The sequence below is a fragment of the Flavobacterium pisciphilum genome, assembly GCF_020905345.1.
GTDB lineage: Bacteria > Bacteroidota > Bacteroidia > Flavobacteriales > Flavobacteriaceae > Flavobacterium > Flavobacterium pisciphilum.
This window is the reverse complement of the sequence record NZ_JAJJMO010000001.1, coordinates 4054394-4070451: the sequence shown is the minus strand read 5'-3', so window position 1 is coordinate 4070451 and position 16058 is coordinate 4054394. Positions and strand designations below refer to the sequence as shown.

14 protein-coding genes are annotated in these 16058 nt (G+C 32.4%); 7 read left to right on the top strand and 7 right to left on the bottom strand.

Annotation, left to right across the window (positions count from 1 at the left end; genetic code table 11):
* Position 1 precedes the first annotated feature (1 nt).
* The gene (locus LNQ49_RS17350; RefSeq protein WP_229990282.1) at positions 2-3142 is read right to left on the bottom strand and encodes a SusC/RagA family TonB-linked outer membrane protein; all 3141 of its coding nucleotides are present in this window, start codon (positions 3140-3142) and stop codon (positions 2-4) included.
* Between the two features lie 334 nt (positions 3143-3476).
* Here LNQ49_RS17350 and rnhB point away from each other — a divergent pair, with 334 nt between their 5' ends.
* The 6 genes from rnhB to LNQ49_RS17320 all read left to right on the top strand — a co-directional run bounded on the left by rnhB (position 3477) and on the right by LNQ49_RS17320 (position 8527).
* Positions 3477-4133: a ribonuclease HII gene (gene rnhB, locus LNQ49_RS17345; protein ID WP_229990281.1), complete on the top strand. Its 657-nt coding sequence runs from the start codon at positions 3477-3479 to the stop codon at positions 4131-4133.
* A gap of 180 nt (positions 4134-4313) precedes the next feature.
* Positions 4314-4607 (top strand): DUF3861 domain-containing protein, encoded by a 294-nt coding sequence (locus tag LNQ49_RS17340; RefSeq protein WP_229990280.1) that lies wholly within the window; start codon positions 4314-4316, stop codon positions 4605-4607.
* A 66-nt stretch (positions 4608-4673) separates the two neighbouring features.
* Positions 4674-4988 carry a hypothetical protein gene (locus LNQ49_RS17335; RefSeq protein WP_229990279.1) on the top strand — a complete coding sequence of 105 codons (315 nt, stop codon included), beginning with the start codon at positions 4674-4676 and terminating at the stop codon, positions 4986-4988.
* Positions 4989-5426: 438 nt separating this feature from the next.
* Positions 5427-6524 carry an MBL fold metallo-hydrolase gene (locus tag LNQ49_RS17330; protein ID WP_229990278.1) on the top strand — a complete coding sequence of 366 codons (1098 nt, stop codon included), beginning with the start codon at positions 5427-5429 and terminating at the stop codon, positions 6522-6524.
* A gap of 22 nt (positions 6525-6546) precedes the next feature.
* Positions 6547-7341, top strand: coding sequence for a helix-turn-helix domain-containing protein (locus tag LNQ49_RS17325; protein ID WP_229990277.1), 795 nt, complete (start codon positions 6547-6549; stop codon positions 7339-7341).
* A gap of 244 nt (positions 7342-7585) precedes the next feature.
* A complete protein-coding gene (locus tag LNQ49_RS17320) occupies positions 7586-8527 on the top strand; it encodes a proline dehydrogenase family protein (protein WP_229990276.1) in 942 nt (313 codons plus the stop codon).
* Positions 8528-8615: 88 nt separating this feature from the next.
* Here the strand turns inward: LNQ49_RS17320 and lipB are convergent, their stop codons facing one another.
* The 4 genes from lipB to LNQ49_RS17300 form a co-directional block, all read right to left on the bottom strand.
* On the bottom strand, positions 8616-9314 hold the full coding sequence (lipB, locus tag LNQ49_RS17315; protein ID WP_229990275.1) for a lipoyl(octanoyl) transferase LipB: 699 nt from the start codon (positions 9312-9314) through the stop codon (positions 8616-8618).
* Positions 9315-9318: 4 nt separating this feature from the next.
* Positions 9319-10068: a hypothetical protein gene (locus LNQ49_RS17310; RefSeq protein WP_229990274.1), complete on the bottom strand. Its 750-nt coding sequence runs from the start codon at positions 10066-10068 to the stop codon at positions 9319-9321.
* A 70-nt stretch (positions 10069-10138) separates the two neighbouring features.
* Positions 10139-10912, bottom strand: a complete 774-nt coding sequence (locus LNQ49_RS17305; protein WP_229990273.1) for a hypothetical protein — start codon at positions 10910-10912, stop codon at positions 10139-10141.
* Between the two features lie 27 nt (positions 10913-10939).
* A complete protein-coding gene (locus LNQ49_RS17300) occupies positions 10940-11668 on the bottom strand; it encodes a hypothetical protein (RefSeq protein ID WP_229990272.1) in 729 nt (242 codons plus the stop codon).
* A gap of 847 nt (positions 11669-12515) precedes the next feature.
* Between LNQ49_RS17300 and lysS the strand changes: the two genes are divergently transcribed.
* Complete coding sequence (gene lysS, locus LNQ49_RS17295) at positions 12516-14219, top strand: lysine--tRNA ligase (RefSeq protein ID WP_229990271.1); 1704 nt, start codon at positions 12516-12518, stop codon at positions 14217-14219.
* 76 nt (positions 14220-14295) lie between these two features.
* Here lysS and LNQ49_RS17290 read toward each other — a convergent pair whose 3' ends face one another.
* Both LNQ49_RS17290 and LNQ49_RS17285 read right to left on the bottom strand, forming a co-directional pair.
* A complete protein-coding gene (locus LNQ49_RS17290) occupies positions 14296-14901 on the bottom strand; it encodes a hypothetical protein (RefSeq protein WP_229990270.1) in 606 nt (201 codons plus the stop codon).
* Between the two features lie 67 nt (positions 14902-14968).
* The gene (locus tag LNQ49_RS17285; RefSeq protein WP_229990269.1) at positions 14969-15994 is read right to left on the bottom strand and encodes a 2-hydroxyacid dehydrogenase; all 1026 of its coding nucleotides are present in this window, start codon (positions 15992-15994) and stop codon (positions 14969-14971) included.
* Between the last annotated feature and the right edge of the window lie 64 nt (positions 15995-16058).

Here is a 16058-nt window from a genome sequence, read left to right as displayed (position 1 = left end):
GTTAAAAATTTAAATTAAAGCCTAATGTTATTACTCTTGACGGGATATATCTATTCTGAGTTGTTCCATTAAAGGTTTGGGTTGGATCCATCCCTTGACGCTTAGTAAACAATAATAGATTTTCACCATTAACATAAATAGTTGCGTTATCAATAGCCAATTTGGATATTAAATCAGAAGGTATTTTATAAGATAAATTAATCTGTCTTAATGCTAGATAATCTGACCCTATTAACCATCTGTCTGATGCAGCACTAGCTTGTGTATTTCTATTTACATCTAGACGAGGAACATCTGTAACATCCCCAGGTTTTTGCCATCTGTTAAGAATATCCGTACTTAAAGCTGATCCATAGTTACTACCTGTATGCATCAAAGCTGCATAATTTGAATCATACATCTTACCTCCTATTTGATAAGAGAACAGAACATCCAATTGGATTCCTTTGTATTTAAATGTATTTCCAAAACTTCCGAATAAATCTGGTATTGCTGAACCTGCATAATGATAAAGTGCTTTATTCTGATCTGTAGTTACATTAACTCCATTGACTACTCTTCCTGTAGTGTCATTAGTCGCCATTAGATTTGGATCAGCAACATATAGAGCATATCCATCGGCAGGATCTACTCCATACCAATCTCTTAGCCAATAGTCATATATCGACCTACCTATTGCTAGTTTTTTGGTACCATCAATGATTTCTTTTTGTGGTAACTTTGTAATTTCATTTTTGATTGTAGAAGCATTGATATTTACTCCCCATGAAAAATCCGATGCTTTTATAATAGTCCCATCTAACGAAATTTCGAATCCTCTGTTATACATAGATCCAATGTTTTCAACTCTATAGTCTAATCCTGAGGATAATGGATTTGGCACATCAAAAATAAGTCCATCCGTATTTCTATTATAATACTCTACACTTCCTTTAAGTCTATTCTTAAACAATCCAAACTCTATAGCAATATCTTTTTGAGTATTAACTTCCCATTTTAAATCTGGTGCCCCCGCTGCATATGTAATAATGCCTCCTTCACTTCCATTATCATATCCCAAACTAAATGTAGGTCGGTTTACATAATAGTTTAAGCCACTATTACTGATATGAGAATCATTTCCGACTTCGCCTATTGAGGCCCTTAACTTCAAATCATCAATCCAAGAATTGTCACTTAAGAAATTTTCTCTAGAAATTACCCAAGCTCCTCCAAATGACCAAAAATTTCCCCACTTAGTCTTAAATTTTGAAGACCCATCTCTTCGCAACGATGCTGAGAAAATATATTTATCCATATAGTCATACCCAACTCTTGAGAAATAGGATTCTGTTGCGTAATTCCTTGTATATGAAGTTAAATTTGTTACTGTAGAATAATTAATAAATTCTATGATTTCTGGTACAACTTGTCCTGTCTTGGTTCCACTTGCCCAATTTCTTTCATAATCAAAACTTTCATGTCCTACCAGTGCCGAAATATTATGCTTGCCTATTTTTTTAGAATAATTAAGCAATTGATTGTAAGTTACACCTGTTAATATTTCTTCTGTTTTAGCCATTAATCCTCTAGGAGCACCATCGCCAATCAAAGTATTATATGAATATCTTCTATTAAAATAGGACTTATCAATAGAAAGATTAGTTGTAAACTTAAAATCTTTTAAAAAGCTTATTTCAAAAAAGGTCCTAGCTGAAAGTGCTAGTCCTTTCATATTATCTGTATTATTTAGTGTTTCATAAACAACATTTCTACCATTAGAGGCCCCAGATCCTCGAAGAGTTGAATATACTTTATCTCCAGTTGCCGGATCAAGCACATAATCTCCAGTTGCAGTGTGATCAAAAACAGGATAAATTGGCCCCATATATCGTATGGTTCTAAATGGATTTCTAAAAGAACTTGTGTTTTCTACACCGTCAATTCCTAAATTTGAATTACTTAAAGTTCCTGCAATATTAATTCCTGTTTTAAACCAGTCCTTTAAGCTTGTGTTTAAATTCAGACGTCCTGTTGTTCTTTCAAAATCTGATTTCTGAATGTATCCTTCTTCTTTCAAATGGCTTAAAGAAGCAAAATAATTTGATTTTTCTGATTTTCCTTGATATGAAAAATCAACATTTTGGCGAACTCCTGCTCTTTCCAATTGTTTTTCCCAGTCTAAATCTTGAGGATATAACAATTGTGCATTAGGATTTAGTTTACCATCAGTTCCAACAATACTACCATTAGGAACATTAAATGGGTTTGTTACTAAAACTACAGGAACTCTCGCAGAAGCATACGAATTTGCTGCATCAATTTGTGTTTGTGTAGCCATTGGACGGCTATTTCTTATCGCTTCCCATTCCAAAGGATAATAATCATATGCATTTACCCTTTTATACTCTTTAATAGATCGTGAGGTTATCCCCTGACTTAGATTTAACGAAAATTTATCTTTGGATGACTTTCCTGTCTTAGTAGTAATTATAATTACGCCGTTAGCTGCTTTTGACCCATAAAGTGATGTAGATGATGCATCCTTTAAAACGGTTAAGCTCTCAATATCGTTTGAATTTAAACTACTAATTTGTCCCGCAAATGGAACCCCATCAACAACATACAGTGGCGTATTCGATCCATTAATCGAGCTAAACCCACGTATTCTTATTTCGGGTGCAGATCCAGGCTGTCCAGCTGAGCTCTGAATTTGAACTCCCGAAGTGCTTCCTTCTAAAACCGCAAGCGCATTTGTTAAGGCCCTATTCTCTAATTGTTCTGATTTAATTTGAGTAGCCGAACCCGTATATGATGATTTTTTTGCCTTGCCATACGCAACAACGACAACTTCATCAAGTGTATTATCGTATGATTTCATCTTCATATTAATCACCGAAGAAGTACCAACTGTAGCTGTTATGTCTTGCATTCCCATATAAGAAAATACAAGTACATCTCCCATTTTAGCCTTAACAGCATATTTACCATCAAAATCTGTCTGGACACCCGTATTCGTGCCTTTAACAATAACGTTTACCCCAGGGATTGCACCTGTCACCCCATCTGAAACGATTCCAGAAATAATTTTCTCTTGCGCAAAAGAAAATTGCATGGTCAATGTCGCAAATAATGTTAAAATAACTGTAAATTTTGTCCTCATGTTAAATTGTTTTTGGTTAATAACTTGCCAAAAATGATAAAAATTTCTGACAATAACAATCTTACAAAATAAAAATAAAATATTTTTCCTACTTTATTTAAACATAAAAGAAAGAAATAATTTATAAAAAGCAAACATAAATTGTTGTATTGATAATTATACTAAAAAGAACAACTAACACTTGACTCTAAAAAACTCAAAAATAAAATGTTAAAAATTTAACATTTTACAACTAAGAAATCAGAGCCTTGATTTGATAGTGATTGATAATTTCAATTACCCTTTTAGGCTATTTCAAGAAAAATTTACAATATTTGTGATTCAAAAATAAAGTATGCTTCAACTCAATTATTCAGGATATAATTTAGAATCGGGGACCGACGAAGCTGGTCGTGGCTGTCTAGCAGGACCAGTAACTGCAGCAGCTGTAATTTTGCCTTCTAATTTTGAGAATAAAACATTAAACGACAGCAAGCAGCTATCTGAAAAAGTGAGAGAAAATCTTAAACCTATAATCGAAGAGCAGGCTATTTCTTTTGCCATAACTCATTTGTTTCCCAATGAAATAGATGAAATTAATATTCTAAATGCCTCTATGAAAGGAATGCAGGAATGCATTCTGAAATTAAACAAAGTCCCTGAATTTATTATTGTCGATGGTAACAGGATGCTGAATGCAAAGCTGGGGTTAAAAAACACTACTGGAAAACAATTTACGCAAGAAGAAATCGAATTATTAAAGTCTATTCCGAATCAAAGTATCATAAAGGGAGACGCCAAGTTTTTGAGCATTGCTGCAGCATCAGTACTTGCTAAAACCTATCGTGACGAATACATGAACAAAATTCATGAAGAATTCCCAATGTACAATTGGAAAAAAAACAAAGGATATCCTACCAAAGAGCATCGTGAAGCAATTAGAAAATACGGCACGACCAAATACCATAGAATGTCTTTCAAACTATTACCAGATCAATTGGAGTTATTTTAAATTTTAATAACAATCCGCTAGAGTTTTATTCTCTTTTGTCTTAGTTTAAAATTGCTTATTGCACTTGGTTTACCCTTTTGAAATGATTGATTATTTCTTAGAATTACAACTTTATTTTGTACTTTCGGGTGCTCATACCCCGCAGACACTAATCCTGCGATAGCACTAAAAAAAATAATTATGACGAAGCGAGCAAATAAATATAAACTTACCTTAGAACAGGTTTCTTTAATGAAAGAAGAAACAATCTTATCTGAACCTTTATCCTTAGAATTTGAAAATCACGATGAAATTTTTAAAATTATTGACATAATCAAAGAGAAAAACCTTTTTGAAAATGAAAATCAATCTACCGAATTTGCAATTGGATTAAAACTGTTCAGTGAAGTAATGCTTAAAAACAGAAAACATCCACTTTTTGAGGATTTTTTCCCCGCATTTGGTGATTTTATGAAAAAACTAAAAAGCCAATAACAAAATAGTAATCTACAATAAACTTTTACCTACCTCATCCCGTCTAAACGAATCGCTATAGCCCTATTGGTTACAATCATCTTAAAAATTACAAACCCTTCGGTGTATTTTGTAAGCGAAAGAAGGTATATAGTTCACTCTGGGTTGCTTGTTGGGTTGTTTTTGATTACTGCAGCAACAACTAGCTTTATAAATCATTTCTACGCTACTGCTAATGAATCTTGTGCAGAACATATCGTTTTAAGAAAAGGAACTGGCGGGACACGTTATAAAGAACACTTTATTTTTATAAACACTGATAATCATAAAGAAGAACGATTTACAATTAAGAAAGCCTTTTACAATGAACTCTCCGAAGGGGGAAAATTGAATTATGCATAGTAAAAGGAAAACTTGGCTATGACTATGTGATAAAAGTAAACAGTAGAAACTTACTGCTACCCTCATATACCTTGACTAGAATCTTTTACATAATTAAAATACGAACTACGCATCACAATGAACTTTTCAACAAAGTAAAATTGGACTTCTCAACAAAATAAAACTATTTTTTTTGGCGCAATTTTGTACCATTAATTTAGATATTTATAAAAGATTAAATAAAACAGCGTTAGCAATTGCATAAGGACCATCAAAAGGAGCCATTTAAAACATCAATTTAATTTTAACCACTCTTTCTTTTTGCACTGAATTATAATGCTTATTTCGTCTGAAACATCTTTTTAATACATTATTTCTATACGCAACAACAATTGCATCCAAAGAATTAATAATAGAACAAGTCGAATGAAACGTTTTTTAAAAATTACAAAAAGAATTATGATTATAGTAATAAGTATTTTGGCAATTTTAACCTTGGTTACTTTTGCATATATGATGCAACCAAAATTTGGTAAAGCACCAGAAGGCAGTCGTTTGGAATTAGTTAAGAAATCCAAAAATTATAGTAATGGAAAATTTCAGAACACCCATGACACGCCCACTCTCACAAATGGATACAGCTTTGGCGGCATTCTTTATGACCAACTATTTGGCAGTCACCCAAGACGTGAGCCTGTTGACTCTATTCCATCTATAAAGACCGATTTGCATAATCTTTCTCCTGATACGGATGTATTGGTTTGGTTTGGACATTCTTCTTACTTCATGCAAATAGATGGAAAACGCTTTTTAGTTGACCCTGTATTTAGCGGAAACGCTTCACCACTACCTGGAACTGTGACCTCATTTAAGGGAGCAAATGGCTATACTGTTGCTGATTTACCCACAATTGACTATTTGTTTATTAGCCACGATCATTACGATCATCTTGATTACGAAACTATAGTTGCTTTAAAACCTAAGGTAAAAAAAGTAATTTGTGGCCTTGGAGTTGGAGGACATTTTGAACGCTGGGGATATTCTACAGACAAAATAATTGAAAAAGATTGGGACGAAACCATCATTTTAGAAGATGGTTTTAAAGTGCATACAACTCCTGCCAGACATTTTTCGGGAAGAGGATTGTCTAAAAACAATACCTTATGGCTTTCTTATATCTTACAGACACCTAACATCAAAATATACATAGGTGGTGATAGTGGTTATGATACTCATTTTAAAAAAATTGGCGAACAATACGGACCTATAGATTTTGCAATTTTAGAAAACGGACAATATAATCTAGCTTGGGAAGCCATACACATGCTTCCAGAACAAGTACTCAAAGCAGCTCAAGATTTAAATGCCAAAAGACTATTTCCTGTGCATTCTTCAAAATTTAAATTAGCAATGCACTCTTGGGATGAACCATTGACAGAATTATCTAAACTGAACAAAACAACCAACTTACCATTGGTAACTCCGATGATTGGCGAAATTGTATATTTAAATGATAGCACACAAGTTTTTAAAGAATGGTGGAAAGATGTAAATTAGCAGAAGTATAATTTAAATCAAGATGAAAATTTCCGAAATAAAATCATGTTATATTGGCCCTGAGATTTCTGGTGAACAATTTGTTCCTGAGCATCTGTTTTTATATCTGGCTGTTGGTGAAATCGAAGGTTATGATGGTCTTACAATGCATACCATCAAATCAGGAGATTATTGCATTGTAAGGAAAAACCATTTGGCTAAATACAACAAACAAAAAGACAATGGGAAATTTGAAAAGGTTGTAGTTGTTTTTGACGAAGATTTCCTAACAGAATTCAAAAAAAATCATGCTATTACGAGTATAAAATCTGAATCTAAAAATGCATTTATCTTTCTTAAAAAAGATACTTTAGTGCCTAATTTTATACGTTCGTTAATGCCTTATTACAATGATGGAGGAGTTATTGACGAAACATTTTCGAAAGTAAAAAGAGAAGAACTCTTGCTTATATTATTACAAACGAATCCCGAAATTTCGAATGCTTTGTTTGACCAAAGTATTCCTGAAAAATTAGATTTAGAAGCGTTTATATATCGAAACTATAAGTTTAATGTGAGCCTCGAAAGACTCGCTTACTTAACTGGTAGAAGTTTATCTTCTTTTAAGAGGGATTTCAAAAAAGTTTTTAACGACACTCCTAATCGCTGGTTGATACAAAAAAGACTCCAAGAAGCCCATTTCCAAATTGAAAAAGAAAGAAAAAAACCATCTGATATTTACCTTGATTTAGGCTTCGAAAATATCTCTCACTTTTCATTTGCATTTAAAAAACAATTTGGATACAATCCTACAAGCCTGATAAAAGAGAATTTATAATCTTGTTTATTGCCTTTATTTTTTAGTCTCAGTATTCTGTCTTAGTATTTAGTAAGCATAAAACTTTGTGGATCTTGAGGTTTCAGTTTCAAGAATCTTTACATTCCTTACTGACTTTGCAATTAGATTTTAATTACAAATTTCAAGATAAAACTTTGCGGCCTTTTCGATTAAATTTGAAGCTTCTGATTATGACTTTTCCATGAAATCTTTCCTATATTACAAGCCCTAAAAACAACACAAAATGGAAAAAGATTTAATACTACTTGGAGCTAGTGCTTTAAGAAGAGCTGCTATGAATAATAAAGCCAAAGAGCATATACTCTCTAACGAAATATTATTTAGAACAATGAAAAAGGCTGCTAATAGATATATTGGTGGAGAAACATTAGAAGAAACAATTCTTAAAGTAAAAACACAAAATAAAGAAGGCTTTAAATGCTCCATGGAATTTATGGGAGAAAATACCTTAACAGAAAAGGAAGCCAATGCAGCTACTGATGAATTTATTAGAATTGCACAAGAAATTAAGAATCAAAAACTTAATTCAACTGTTTCTCTAGACCTATCTCATATCGGATTATCTATATCTCATGACCTATGTTTGAATAACTTAGCCTCTATATGCAAAGAAGCCGAAAAAGAGAATATTGAAGTAACCATAAGTGCCGAAAATGTTGAAATAACAGATGCTATAATTTCTATTTACAAAACTGCTGCTCAAACATACAAAAACACATCAATTACACTTCAAGCCTATTTACATAGATCTCAAGATGATTTTAAAGAATTAATACAGGAAAACGGAAGAATACGCATCGTAAAAGGAGCTTTTGATACTCCTGCCAATCTTTCGATACCAAGAGGAACCGAATTAGATGAACGCTACTTGTATTATATTGATCAACTACTATCAAAAAATCATCGCTGCGCTATTGCAACTCATCATGATTTTATTCAGCAAGAAGTTGTTTCACTAATTAAAAAACACAAAACCAGTAATGATATTTATGAGTTTGAAAGCTTATACGGAATCCAAACGGAACAATTAAAACGCCTGAAGGAACAAGGTTATGCTACTAAACTCTATTTTGTATATGGTAAAGAATGGTATTTGTATTTATGCAATAGAATAGCCGAATATCCTCTGAATTTATTTCAGGCACTAGATGATATTGTAAGCTAAGATTTTGGCTTACACGAATGTCTCTCTCAGAGTCGCAGAGAAAAAAGCTCGTGCTTAACAGCTTTGCGTCTCTGAGAAAACATATTATTTAAATAAATTCTGACTCGAACAAAGCCGTGAAGTGTTTTAATATTTTTGCTTTAACTTCAGCTTCATCAACTTTTTCTACACCAAGTTCTACTTGAAGCGATGTTACTGCCTTACCTCGAATTCCACACGGAATAATATTGTCAAAATAACCTAAGTCCGCATTGACATTTAAAGCAAAACCATGCATCGTTACCCAGCGTGAAGCTCGTACCCCAAGTGCACAAATCTTACGGGCAAAGGGTGTTCCTACTCCTAGCCAAACTCCAGTTTCGCCTTCGCTTCGGCCACATTCTAATCCGTATTCTTGAAGAGTAAGAATAATAGATTCCTCAAGTAATCGCAAGTATTTATGAATATCTGTAAAGAAATTTTCTAAATCTAGAATAGGATATCCTACAATTTGCCCTGGTCCATGATAGGTTATATCACCACCGCGGTTTATTTTATAAAAAGTTGCTCCTTTGGCTTCCAATTGTTTTTCGGACAATAGTAAATTACTCAAATCACCACTTTTCCCTAACGTATATACATGTGGATGTTCGACAAAGAGAAAATAATTAGGAGTTGGCAAATCAAGTTCTTCTCTCCTATTTTTTATTTTTAAGTCTACAACATCTTTAAATAGTTCTTCTTGATATTCCCAAGTTGATTTATAATCTTTTTGACCTAAATCTTGAAGTTGAATTTTTTTGTTCATTGTATTATTTTTCAAACTCTACCTCTAGCGCCATTTTAGTTGGATTTTCCATATATTCAGTAAAAGGGTACTCGATAGTTACCGTTTTACGGTCTTCACTAAATACAGCATTACTGTTAGATACTTTTTTTACCTTTTTAGGAAAATTGTATTTTAAAACATACGTTGAAGAAGCAAAAATCATTTTATTCATCCCTAATGAATCTTCTACTGGCTTATTTGTTTCTTTTGGATTTAAGATAACTTTTCGGTTAAACTTTTTACCATCGTAATTAAAACTTACAGTAGTGTTGTTATTAAAATTCCCGCCAAAAGGTAGTTTGTCTTGTGAATTATTTTTCTCAATATTTTGAATTGTACTCAAGCTTTTCACCATATCCTGCAATTCGTTTACATTTTTGAAATCAGAGTTTAAATTCAATAAAAACACATTTTCTGTTGTATTCATCTTCATATGAACCAAAAAGTTTTCTAACTTTTTAAGTTCTTTTTGCTCCTCAGGAGAAAGTTTAGCGATACTATCTTTCTTATTTTTAAACATTTCTTTGAATGAAAAAGTGGTATCAATCTTTTGTTTAGAATCATTCACTTCATTTCCTAATTGTTCCCCTGCCATCTTCATAAGTCCCGATGCATCCATCTCCAGTGAGAATTTACCAGTTCCGTTATCTGTAATATTGATATTTTCTGTAAAAGTGCAGCTCGTTAATGTTGCCAATAAAAAGGAAAAACTAAGAAATTTTAATAGTCTCATATTGTAAATTATATTTTTCCTCAAATATACGAAGTCTATTTTGAAGAATTGTTGTTTTTATGAATTCTGACTAATTTTCAAATGTTACTTTAAAGCCAAGTTTTTCTTCATCATCCGGAAAATCTTTCATCGGAATTTCAAGAATAAAACTTTTTTTATCTTTTGAGATTATTGCGTTTTTTAATGAAATCGTTTTTATTTTTTTGGGAAATTGATATTCTATTGAATATTTACATTCTTTTAAAATTTCATCCATTTTTTTTGAAAAATCATTATCAGCATTTTTTTCTTTCTTCTTCTTATCCTTATTTGCTTTAGCACCTTCGGGAAGCAAAATTACTTTCTCAAAGACCTTTCCATCATATTTATATGAAAACATTGTTTTTTTATTCTCTTTTTCAGGAACACTTAAATTACTTAACTGTTTGCTTGGGCCTATTTTTGGCATTGCTTCCAGGGCTTCTAGGGGCGAAAGCATATTTTTAAGACTATCTATTGACTGAAAATTATATTCCATGTCAAGTTTCAATTGTTCTTTACCTTCATTTGCTTTTACACTCACTTTAAAGTTTTCAAGCATTTTTATTTTTTTTCTTTCAGACTCTGGTAATTTGGCAACGCTATCTTTTACTTTTGCAAAAACTTCTTTAAAAGTAAAAACACTATCAATTACTTTACTGTTTTTTGTAGAATCTGTACTCTTAAAACCCAATTTAAATATTCCGGACAAATCAAATCCGTATGAAAAACTCCCTGAACCATCTTCATTCATAACCATTTTTTCTTTCATTGTACAGCTCGAAAAAGACAAAACAATCAACAGACAAACTAAAATTTTCTTCATTCTCTTTTTTTATATATTTAAATTTATTTATTCTAAAATCACTTCTAAATTTGTACTCATAGGGTCTTGCAAACAATCTAATAATTGAAAGGTAAGTGTCAATGCTTTTTTATCCGAACTTAGTATTGCATTACTATTTGAAACTGACTTAATCTTACGAGGGAAATTATATTTGAGTGTGTAGGTTTGAGTTAAATCCAAGGAGTTGGTTTTAGATTTAAATTTCTCAATCTGATTTTTATTTCTTTGAATTTCTGCCTCATTGATAACATTTAAAGTTCGTTTAAAAGTAGTTCCATCAAAACTATATTGCACATCAAAAAAATGTTTCTCGGCTGTGAGCGCATAATTATTCTCAATATCACTTGCATAATCTTCCGTATTATATAAATTCGGAGCTTCTTCTATTTTAGCAAAAGGAAATATAATTGTAGTCTTGAATTCTTTATCAAAAGAACTCTTTTTCACATGAACTTTGGCTTTTGCGTATTTCTGGAATAGCTGCTGTTCTGATTGTGTATATTTTAAAAATGTTTCGTTGTACTTTGTAATATAATCTTGAAAAACATAGGTTGTATCCTGAAATTGCTCATCTTTTGAGTATTTATCTCTCATCAAAAGCATATAACTCTGTTCATCTCGAAGCTTGGTTATTTCAATGTTTCCGCTTCCATCTGCATTTAAATGAATTGTTTCGGTAACCTGACAACTTGTAAAAAGAATTGTGAGCAAAAAGAAGAAGAAATATTTTTTCATTTTTATTTAAAGGCAAAGATTTTTGATTGCTAATGTACTGAAGTTTTAAAATTCTAGAGTATAAAGCGTAAGAATTAATGTTGTTCGGCACGCAGATTCAGGAGATCAAGCAGATTTTAATTCTCAATCCTACTTCCTTGACAAAACAAAGATTCGCAAAGTTTTATCTATACTGATTACTGTAAACCGAGACTTTAAACTGAACACTGAAAACTGTGACTGCAAACTAAATACTAAACACTCGGACTTAACCGCAAAGCTCGCAAGAGCCCCCGCTAGGGAAGCAAAGATTTATTTGAAGCTTGAAATCGATAACTACTATTTTCGGCACGCAGATTCTGGAGATCAAACAGATTTTAATTCTCAATCCTATTCCTTGACAAATCAAAGATTCGCAAAGTTTTATCTATACTGATTACTGTAAACCGAGACTTTAAACTGAACACTGAAAACTAAATACTAAACACTGAGACTTAACCGCAAAGTTCGCAAGAGCACCCGCTAGAGAAGCAAAGATTTATTTGAAACTTGAAATCAATAACTACTATTTTCGGCACGCAGATTCTGGAGATCAAACAGATTTTAATTCTCAATCCTACTTCCTTGACAAAGCAAAGATTCTTGAAACAAAATTTTAACCGCAAAGTTCGCAAGAGCACCCGCTAGGGACGCTAAAGTTTTGTTTTGAGAGGAAACTGTGACTGAAAACTAACTACTGCTACTGAAAACTAATCCCAGAATAACGAGACATATTTTTGCTTCTAAAAAAACTAAAATTATTTTCAAATTTTGAAATTGCCACTTTTTCAAATTTGACTATCTTTGCACACTTAAAAAACAGTATATAATGGCCTTATCTGAACAAGAAATCATCCGAAGAGAAAAACTTCAAAACTTACGCAACTTAGGAATCAATCCTTATCCTGCTAATCTTTTTCCTGTAAATCATACTTCGAAGCAAATTAAGGAGTCTTTTGAAGAGGGTAAGAAGGTGATTGTTGCTGGACGTTTGATGAGTGTAAGAGATCAAGGAAAAGCTTGTTTTGCTGAACTACAAGATAGCGAAGGACGTATTCAATTGTACGTTAATCGTGATGTTTTGTGTGAAGGTGATGATAAAACGTTATACAACCAAGTATTTAAAAAACTAACAGACTTAGGTGATTTCATCGGTATAGAAGGTGAATTATTTACAACTAAAGTTGGTGCACAATGTATTCGTGTTGACGGATTTACTTTCTTGAGTAAAACGTTACGTCCACTTCCATTACCAAAAGTAGATGAAGATGGAAATGTACATGATGCTTTTAATGATGCTGAATTGCGTTACAGAATGCGTTATGTAGATTTAACGGTGAACCAAAACGTAAAAGATACTTTTATTAAACGTACAAAATTGTTTAACGCTATGCGTAACTTTTTTAACGATGCTGGTTACCTTGAGGTTGAAACTCCTGTTTTACAGCCAATCCCTGGTGGAGCTGCAGCACGTCCGTTTACTACACACCATAACTCGCTAGACATTCCGTTGTACATGCGTATTGCAAATGAGTTGTATTTAAAAAGATTAATTGTTGGTGGTTTTGAAGGTGTTTATGAGTTTTCTAAAAACTTCCGAAATGAAGGAATGGACAGAACGCATAACCCTGAGTTTACTGCTATGGAAATATATGTAGCCTACAAAGACTACAACTGGATGATGAACTTTGCTGAAGACTTACTTGAGCATTGCGCAATTGCAGTTAACGGAACTAGCGAAGTGACTTTTGGAGAACACCAAATAAACTTCAAAGCACCTTATGCTCGTGTTACAATGACTGATTCTATCAAACATTTTACTGGTTTTGATATTTCTGGTAAAACCGAAGAAGAGCTTTACGAAGCGGCTAAAGGAATGGGAATTGACGTTGATAAAACAATGGGTAAAGGAAAACTTATTGATGAGATTTTTGGAGCTAAATGCGAAGGAAATTATATTCAACCAACTTTCATTACTGATTATCCAAAAGAAATGTCACCATTGTGTAAAGAGCACCGTGACAATCCTGAATTGACAGAGCGTTTTGAATTAATGGTTTGCGGTAAAGAAGTAGCCAATGCTTATTCTGAATTAAATGACCCAATTGACCAACGTGAGCGTTTTGAAGACCAAATGCGTTTGTCTGAAAAAGGAGATGATGAAGCAACAGGAATCATCGATGAGGATTTCTTAAGAGCTCTTGAATACGGAATGCCTCCAACATCTGGAATGGGAATTGGTATGGACCGTTTGATCATGTACCTTACTAATAATGCTTCAATTCAAGAAGTATTATTGTTTCCACAAATGCGTCCTGAGAAAAAACAAATTGCTATTGAATTAACTGATGAGGAGAAATTAATCATAGATCTATTAAAAGTAAATGACAACAAAATTGATTTGGCTCAACTAAAAGTAAAAGCTAATTTAAGCGGTAAAAAATGGGATGCCGCAATGAAAAACTTATCTAAAAATGGTTTGACAAAAGTTGCTGTTGAAGGTGATTTTAAAATGGTTGAATTCGTAGGATAATTTTTTTATTCGATATAAACAAAAACCCGACAGATTATGTAATCTGTCGGGTTTTTTTATTGAATTTCTCAAAATCTTAAAAAGAAATTTTCTGATATTTTTTATTATCTATATCTAGAATCGTTGGAGATTCTTCTGGAACATCACCATTACGTTTTTCCTGAACTGAAGGATTGGATGGATATTTTCCGTTTTTCATTTTTACATTATACAAAACCCCTTTGCTGCTCACTATAAGGTCATGAAATTTCTCAGAGGTACCTTTACCCACAAAAAGAGGAAAATCGGTTACTGTAAACTTATTTAACAGGCTCCCGTCGTTATTTAGAACAAAACCTGAACATCCTCCTGTTCCACAAAAATAAGGGCTCGAAAAGCCTATAATGTACTCGTCTTTACCATCATTATTTAAATCGAAAGTATCATAGTAAAAGAATCGATCTTCTTTTGTCATTGCTGCTAAATCATCTTTTAACAACACTGTAGTCAACTGCTTGCGAATTAAATCAACTACTTGATTATCTATCCCTCTTGATTTATCATTAACTAATATTGAGTCAGTCTTTGCTTCTGCCTCCATAGTAGTCGAATCAATATTTTTTACTTCATCAGCTGGAGTTTCTTTTTTCTGGCAAGAATACAAACTAATTAATGCCAAGCCGATAAAAATTGTTTTTTTCATGATTTTATGTTTTTTATAAGCATTAAAAATACAAAAATAAATTATACTACATACGAGTAAATCTGCTCTAGACCAGCAATGCCAATTTATTTTGAATATCTTTTCTTATTAGTAATTCTTTAATATTATTATAAGTCACAAGTGTAATTTGTGTTAATGCTTCGCTTGTAAAAAAAGCTTGGTGTGCTGTAACTAATACATTTGGAAAACTCATTAACCGCTGGATTGCATCATCTTTTATAATATCTTCTGAGAGATCTCTAAAAAACAATTCCTCTTCTTGTTCATACACATCAATTCCCAAATATCCCACTTTACCTTCTTTTAGCGCTTCGATTACACTCGCCGTTTCTATTAACCCACCTCGGCTTGTATTAATAATCATAACACTATTTTTCATTTGCTTTAGAGAGTGCTTATTTATGATATGTTTTGTTTTTTCGTTTAACGGACAGTGCAATGAGATAATATCACTTTCCTTAAAAACAGTATCCAAATCAGTAAACACAACGCCTTCTTTTTCCATTTCAGAGCTTGTTGCAATATCATAAGCAATAATTTTACAGCCAAAGCCCTTTCCTATTTTTGAGAAAGCTTTCCCTATATTTCCTGTTCCTATTATACCTATTGTTTTACCATTCAAATCAAATCCTAATAAGCCGTTTAAGGAAAAATTCTGCTCACGAACTCTGTTATATGCTTTATGGGTTTTGCGATTAAGTGTAAGAATCATTGCCATTGCGTGCTCAGCAACAGCTTCGGGTGAATAAGCTGGGACTCGACATACCTGAATTCCATATTTCTTTGCCACTTCGAGATTTACATTATTAAAACCTGCACAACGCAAAGCAATAATCTTCACTCCTTTTTCTGCCAGTTGTTTTATCACAGTTTCATCAACAATATCATTTACAAAAACACAAATGATATTTGAGCTCTGAATTAAATTTACGGTATGTTTATTAAGCTGTGTCTCGAAAAATTCTAAATCAAATCCAAATTCACAATTGTGCTTGTTAAAGAAAGTTTTATCATATGGCTGAGCCGAAAAAAATGTTATTTTATTCATACCTGCTACTCTATCTAAATCCATATCTTTCTTTCTTTAAAATTAGAATTGTTTCTTCATTAAAATTAAGCAATTTATTGTAAAATAA